General features: G+C 49.9%; 6 protein-coding genes and 1 other RNA gene. 3 read left to right on the top strand and 4 right to left on the bottom strand.

The window, feature by feature from the left end; translation table 11 throughout:
• Nucleotides 1-42: 42 nt before the first annotated feature.
• An RNA gene (rnpB, locus tag AC27IB_RS23260) (RNase P RNA component class A) lies at nt 43-401 on the bottom strand.
• Nucleotides 402-441: 40 nt separating this feature from the next.
• Nucleotides 442-1,146 carry a pirin family protein gene (locus AC27IB_RS23265; RefSeq protein WP_487124004.1) on the bottom strand — a complete coding sequence of 235 codons (705 nt, stop codon included), beginning with the start codon at nt 1,144-1,146 and terminating at the stop codon, nt 442-444.
• A 124-nt stretch (nt 1,147-1,270) separates the two neighbouring features.
• Between AC27IB_RS23265 and AC27IB_RS23270 the strand changes: the two genes are divergently transcribed.
• Nucleotides 1,271-2,179: a LysR family transcriptional regulator gene (locus tag AC27IB_RS23270; protein ID WP_487124006.1), complete on the top strand. Its 909-nt coding sequence runs from the start codon at nt 1,271-1,273 to the stop codon at nt 2,177-2,179.
• A gap of 103 nt (nt 2,180-2,282) precedes the next feature.
• On the opposite strand, the gene AC27IB_RS23275 is transcribed toward AC27IB_RS23270, so the two are convergent.
• Nucleotides 2,283-3,005, bottom strand: a complete 723-nt coding sequence (locus AC27IB_RS23275) for a YebC/PmpR family DNA-binding transcriptional regulator (RefSeq protein ID WP_296052215.1) — start codon at nt 3,003-3,005, stop codon at nt 2,283-2,285.
• Nucleotides 3,006-3,110: 105 nt separating this feature from the next.
• A complete protein-coding gene (zapE, locus tag AC27IB_RS23280) occupies nt 3,111-4,211 on the bottom strand; it encodes a cell division protein ZapE (RefSeq protein WP_487124009.1) in 1,101 nt (366 codons plus the stop codon).
• A gap of 443 nt (nt 4,212-4,654) precedes the next feature.
• Between zapE and AC27IB_RS23285 the strand changes: the two genes are divergently transcribed.
• Both AC27IB_RS23285 and AC27IB_RS23290 read left to right on the top strand, forming a co-directional pair.
• Nucleotides 4,655-5,095 carry a ZapG family protein gene (locus AC27IB_RS23285; RefSeq protein WP_296052209.1) on the top strand — a complete coding sequence of 147 codons (441 nt, stop codon included), beginning with the start codon at nt 4,655-4,657 and terminating at the stop codon, nt 5,093-5,095.
• Nucleotides 5,096-5,175: 80 nt separating this feature from the next.
• Nucleotides 5,176-6,543 (top strand): DegQ family serine endoprotease, encoded by a 1,368-nt coding sequence (locus tag AC27IB_RS23290; RefSeq protein ID WP_296052206.1) that lies wholly within the window; start codon nt 5,176-5,178, stop codon nt 6,541-6,543.
• The last annotated feature ends 213 nt before the right edge of the window (nt 6,544-6,756 follow it).

Below are 6,756 nucleotides of genomic sequence, written 5' to 3' on the forward strand. Positions count from 1 at the left end.
ATTAAGCGACTGATTAATGTACTCTGACCCCTTTATTGTAGGAGGTGGAGTGTGGCCTATAAGCCGGGTTCTGTTCTCTTGCGAGTGGCAATCATTCCTCTAGGCCAGCAATCGCTCACTGGCTCAAGCAACCTACCCGCCTCCCGTGCGGGCCGCACGTATTAGAGGCCTATTTGGTCTTGCTCCGGGTGGAGTTTACCGTGCCACAAACTGTTGCCAGTTGCGCGGTGCGCTCTTACCGCACCCTTTCACCCTTACCGGCGCCGAAGCGCTTAGGCGGTTTACTCTCTGCTGCACTGGTCGTCGGCTCACGCCGCCCAGACGTTATCTGGCACCCTGCCCTCTGGAGCCCGGACTTTCCTCCCCTTTCTTACGAAAGCGGCGATTGCCTGGCCAACTCCGGCGCGCATTGTAGCTAAGTTCGCCGCCGCGCGCCATGGCTTATTTTGCCGGTAGATCAAAATAGAGGATGTGTAATTCTTCAGTGTGACTCAGCTCAACATTTTCGCCGCGGGCAAAGGCAACGCCATCGCCGGCTGATACAGTTTCACCATTGACCACTGCACTGCCTTCCACCACTTGCAGCCAGCCGATACGATTTGCATTGCCCGCATACTGCCAGTTGCTGTCATTAATCAGTTTTCCGGCCAGCACGCTGACATCCTGATAAATCGGTAGTGAATCACCCTCGCCGTGTTGTGAGAATATCAGTGCTGGCGCTGTAGCCGGTTCAAGTAAGCCGGCAAAGTGCTTTTGTACATAACCGGGCGCCACATTGGCCTGGTTGGGCACCACCCAGATTTGCAAAAACTGGACCGGCGCCTGATTACTGTGGTTAAACTCGCTGTGACGAATGCCGGTGCCCGCCGTCATTTTTTGCACATCGCCGGGGCGGATAACCGATTCATTGCCTTCGCTGTCTTTATGCGCCAGCTCACCGCTCAATACATAGGAAATGATTTCCATATTAGCGTGGCCATGTTCGCTAAACCCGCCACCGGGTTGCACTACATCCTGATTGATCACGCGCAGCGGGCCATGGCCCATATAACGCTCATCATAGTAGTGCCCAAACGAAAATGAATGCTGTGACTGTAGCCAACCTAAATTAACCTGGCCTCTTTCGGCCGCTTTACGAATATTCATAACAGGCTCCTTATTTGTGATAGGAAGAGTTTAACAGCAGCACAAATAAGGACAATAACCACAAATAAAGATACACTGTCGCGTATTTAGCAACAATAAAATACACTGATGAAAGGGGACCGTAATGGATAAACTGACCGCCATGCGCGCGTTTATTAGTGTGGCACGTCAGGGCAGCTTCGCCGGTGCGGCCCGGCACATGGGGCAGTCTAGGTCACAAATTAACCGTCAGGTACTGTGGCTGGAAGACTGCCTTGGGGTGAGTTTATTTAATCGCACCACCCGTAAAGTGGATTTAACCCATGCTGGTCAGGCCTATCTGGCCAATATTCTGCCAGTACTGGAAAACCTCGATGATGCTGAATTACAACTACAGGAAGACCAGCAAACCCTCTCTGGTACGATTAAAATTAACGCACCCATGTCGTTTGGGCTGACTCACCTCACGCCGGTGGTGCTGGATTTTATGCAGGCGTATCCACACATTCAGGTACAACTGGATTTATCAGACGAGAAGCGCGATCCGCTGTCGAACCAGTTTGACATGACACTGCGCATTGGCCCGCCAGAAACCAATCCCGCATTGATTGAGCACGACATTACCTATACTTCCCGCTGCATCTGCGCCGCACCGGCATTATTGCAGCGATTCGGTACACCAAGCTCACCGGATGAGCTAAAAGATTTGCCTTGCCTGCAATACGGCAATCTGGTGCATGGCAACTACTGGGATCTGTTGCATCAGAACAAATCGCAGAGGGTGCGTATTAATGGGGTATTAAGCTCTAATAACGGCGATGTGCTAAAACAAGCGGCTATTCAGGGAATGGGGCTGGCGCTGCTACCCACCTTTATTGTTGGTAAAGCCATCAAACAAGGACAACTGGTACCGGTACTGCCAGCCTGGCAACCGTCGCCGCTGTTGATTTCGTTACTGTATGCGCCGAATCGTCATATGGCCATGCGTTTAAGTGTTTTTGTTAAGTATATTCAGGCGGCCTTTGAAAGCGCTGAATTTTTGCTGGAAGGTTAAATTAAGTAAACCGCTGACCATAAATAAAAAGGCACCCCGTTGGCTTTCGCCTGAGTGTGCCTTAGTCATGCTCGGGCAGGCTGGGAGCCTGCCTGAAAGCCGATTAATTTGGCGTTATCGCGTTGTGATAAACGTCCTGTACGTCGTCACAGTCGTTGAGCATTTCCATGAACTTCTCGAACATGGGCATGTCATCTTCGCTGATTTCGACTTCGGTTTGTGGAATAAAGCTGATTTCTTCGGCTTCAAACTCCAGATCCGGTTTGGCGTCGGTCAGCGCGGTTTTGACTTTGTAAAATTCTGTATGTGGCGCGTAGACTGAAATTTTGCCGTCTTCACTTTCTACGTCGGTCACGTCTACGTCGGCTTCCATCAGGATTTCGAGAATTTCGTCTTCGTCGTCACCGGCAAAAATGAATATTGCCTGATGTTCGAACATGTGTGATACCGCGCCCTGTGCGCCAATTTTCGCACCGGTTTTAGTAAAACAGTTACGCACATCAGTAATGGTACGGTTGTTGTTGTCGGTCAGGCAGTCAACAATCACCATACAGTTACCCGGGCCAAACCCTTCGTAACGCGCGGGTACGAAATCTTCGCCAGCGCCGCCAGCGGCTTTATCGATAGCTTTATCGATAACATGGCTGGGCACCTGATCTTTCTTGGCTTTTTCCATCAGGCGTTTGAGCGACAGGTTGGTATCCGGGTCCGGGCCACCGTTTTTGGCGCACACGTAAATTTCTTTACCGTATTTAGAATAAACTTTAGTTTTGGCGCCAGCCGTTTTGGCCATGGCGTTTTTTCTTACTTCGAATGCTCTTCCCATCTTAGGTATCTCTTGTTGTTTCCAGCTTGGTCGCTACGCACATCATCCAGGCAGACAACTGCGTTTATGCAGGGCTCATGCCCCGATTTTAACGACTTTTATTATTTAAGGTAAGTGTTCTCTGCCCAAATATTCATGGGACTGCATTTCCTGGAGCCGGCTCAGACACCGTTTAAACTCAAAATTGAGCATGCCTTCGGTGTAGAGTGCTTCCAGGGCCACTTCGGCCGACATAATGAGCTTAACATGGCGTTCGTAAAACTCATCCACCATGGCAATAAAACGCCGTGCTACGTCGTCATTACCCTGCCCCATCTGCTTGACGTTAGCCAGCAGTACCGTATGGTAGCAACGACTCAGTTCAATGTAGTCTGACTGACTGCGAGGACCTTCGCACAACACTTTAAAGTCGATCATTAATACGCTGTCGGAGTCGCGCAGGGTTTGCAGGGTGCGGTGATTAATTTCGATAGTGGCGTCTTGATCGCCTTCACCGTGGGCCAGTTGTACAAAATAGTTATTCAGGTTAACCAACGCCTGTTCGTCCAATGGATAATGGAAGATCTCCGCTTGTTTAAGCGTACGCAGGCGATAATCCACTCCGCTGTCGACATTCACCACATTACAGTGTTTGTTGATCAGCGCGATGGCCGGTAAGAAACGTGCACGCTGCAAACCATTGCGATACAGCTCATCGGGTACGATATTAGACGTAGCCACCAGCACTATACCCTGGGCAAATAATGCTTCCATCAGGGTGCCGAGGATCATGGCATCCGTAATATCAGAGACGAAAAATTCATCAAAGCAGATAATCCGGGTCTCACCCGCCAGCTTAGTGGCAATAATTTCCAGAGGATCCTGCTTACCGCCGAGCAGTTTAAGCTCTTCATGCACGCGGTGCATAAAGCGGTGAAAATGCACGCGCATTTTATTTTCGAAGGGCAAACACTGAAAAAAGGTGTCAACCAGATACGTTTTGCCGCGGCCAACCCCGCCGTAAAAATAAATGCCCTGTACCGGCGCTGCGGCAGGCTTACTGCCAAACAGTGATTTCAGCTTGTTGGCAAAACCGCCTTGCGAAGCAGGCTGATGAAGTAAATCTTCGTATAATCGCTGCAACTCGCGAACGGCAGTCTCCTGCGCCGGATCGTGCTTAAAGTCCTCACGGGTCAGGTCTTGCTGATATTTTTCCCAAGGCGTCATCGCCTGCTGTTCTCCTGTAGAGACTGATTTCTTCACATAAGGCCCGGTAGCAGACCATCGACGTTAAGCTGACAGGAATAAACACATGATTGATGTTAACTTGCCAGCACAACTCAGTGTATTGCCACACTGACTGGTTGGGCGTCTCAGCCCTGAATGGAGTGCTATTATGCCTTAAATTTGCACTAACACCAACGCAACACCGTATAAAGCAGCGGATAGTGCACCGGTTCGACCAAACCAGACCAGCATGACTACCTGAAAAGGGCCATTAACGACACATTTTGCCACAATAAGTCAGCGCAAAATGCGTTAGCTCTTGCTATAGTCTCAGTTATGCATAGTATGCAGCATACTAAGCAATTACTGTCGAAGTTTGGCAGCGGGAAAAACCCTGAAGCCCTGTGGTTTGTTCCCGGTAAACAGTTACATTGGAGAAAATAATGGAAGTGGTTATCCCCTTAGCAATGCTGGCAATTGGCTTAATAATTGGTTTTTTTGTTGCCCGGTTTATGTACACCAAAGAAGGGGCCGTTAAAGCCAACGAGGCCGCCGAAAAGGCGATTAAGGAATTGCTCGCTCAACAGTCTCAGCATCACGTTTTTCAGGTAAAACAATCTATCGAGGCTATTGAAAAACAATGTAATGGCCTTAAACAGAGTTTATCTGAATACGAAGACCTGCTTGAAACCACGGATTCAGACGCTGCACCGGCCGTACCGTTTTTCGGCGAACATACTACCGCCTATCTACGGAACAATATAAAAGGTGCAGAAAAGAATAAACAGAACGCGAACAGCGATACCCAACCTCTGGATTTTGCTAACCAAAGTTCTGGGTTATTTGTCGGCAATACTGTACCACCTGCCGCAGAGAAAAAATAACCGACGGAACTTTTAAGGCAAACATATAGTCTGTGGGTAAGTAATTGCGATTCGCAATGAGACTAGGAGTGTATGTGTCTATGAATAAGTCTTTTCGAAAGCTTGTGTTGGTATCAGCCGTTGTTACCAGTACTCTGGGGATGTCTGTATCCACGCAAGCTGCTCTTCCCTTTTTTAGTGACAGCAAGAAAGAAGTGCCTACGCTGGCTCCCATGCTGGAGGAAGCGATGCCGGCGGTGGTTAGCATTGCGGTGGAAGGTACCCAAACTTCTCGCCAGCAAGTACCTGAAATGTTCCGTTACTTCTTTGGCGGACCTTCAGAGCAAGCTCAGGAACGCCCGTTCCGCGGTCTAGGGTCTGGTGTCATTATTGATGCCGACAAAGGTTATATCGTTACTAACGCCCACGTGGTAGCTAATGCGGATGAGATCACCGTTAAGCTCACCGACGGCCGTGAGTTTACGGCTAAGAAACTGGGTGCCGACGAACAAAGTGACGTGGCGCTGTTAAAAATTGAATCTGACGACCTCACCGCACTGCCGCTCGCTGATTCAGATAAAGCCCGCGTGGGGGATTTTGTGGTGGCCATTGGTAACCCGTTTGGCCTGTCGCAAACAGTAACGTCAGGTATTGTAAGTGCGCTGGGACGTTCCGGCCTGAACATTGGTGGTTATGAAGACTTCATTCAAACCGACGCTGCTATCAACCGAGGTAACTCGGGTGGCGCACTGGTTAACCTGCACGGTGAACTGGTCGGTATTAACACCGCAATCTTTGGCCCCAATGGTGGCAACGTGGGTATCGGCTTTGCGATCCCGGCTAACATGATGAAAAGCCTGGTGGATCAGATCGCAGAATTCGGTGAAGTTCGCCGCGGCTTGTTAGGTATTCTGGGTAGCAATGTCGACCAGGGCCTGGCCGAAGCCATGAACTCCGAGGTGAACAAAGGAGCTTTTGTCAGCGAGGTTCAACCTGATTCAGCGGCCGATAAAGGCGGTATTAAAGCTGGTGACATTATCATTGCAGTAAACGACAAAGAGCTTCGTAGCTTTGCCGAACTGCGTGCCAAAATCGCCAGCATGGGCGCTGGTGCTGAGGTCGAGCTTACGGTTGTGCGTAAAGGCGAGAAGCTGACGCTGGATGTTATCCTGGATGACGCAACCCAAAACGAAGTGGTTGCTGAGCAAATCCACCCGGCTCTGCAAGGCGCAACACTGATTAACGGTGAAGATGCCGACGGTAACGCAGGCGTACTGGTTAGCGAGATTGCTGAAGGTTCACCGGCGCTGCGTATTGGCCTGCGTGAAGAAGACGTAGTGTTGCAAGTAGGCCGTCAGCGGGTAACTAACGTGATGGAATTCCGTGACGCCATCGAAAACACCAAAGGTGTTATCGCTATGAACGTCCGTCGTGGTAATGCCTCACTGTACGTAGTTATTCGCCAGTAATTAAGGTTTAGCATTGATGTAAGGCGGCCTCAGTGCCGCCTTTTTTGCGGCTGTTATTTGTGGAATTTGTGTACTGCAAAAAATTTATGTCATACCAGCCAAGATTATCCAGTCATGCCGGCCCAAATCTTTATGTCATCCCGGCCACCGAGCCGGTATCTCCTTGTCACCTGTCTACCTGCTGATGTTCTTTTGGGTGAGTAAAACTGTTCG

The organism is Alteromonas sp. 4NH20-0104, assembly GCF_057547795.1.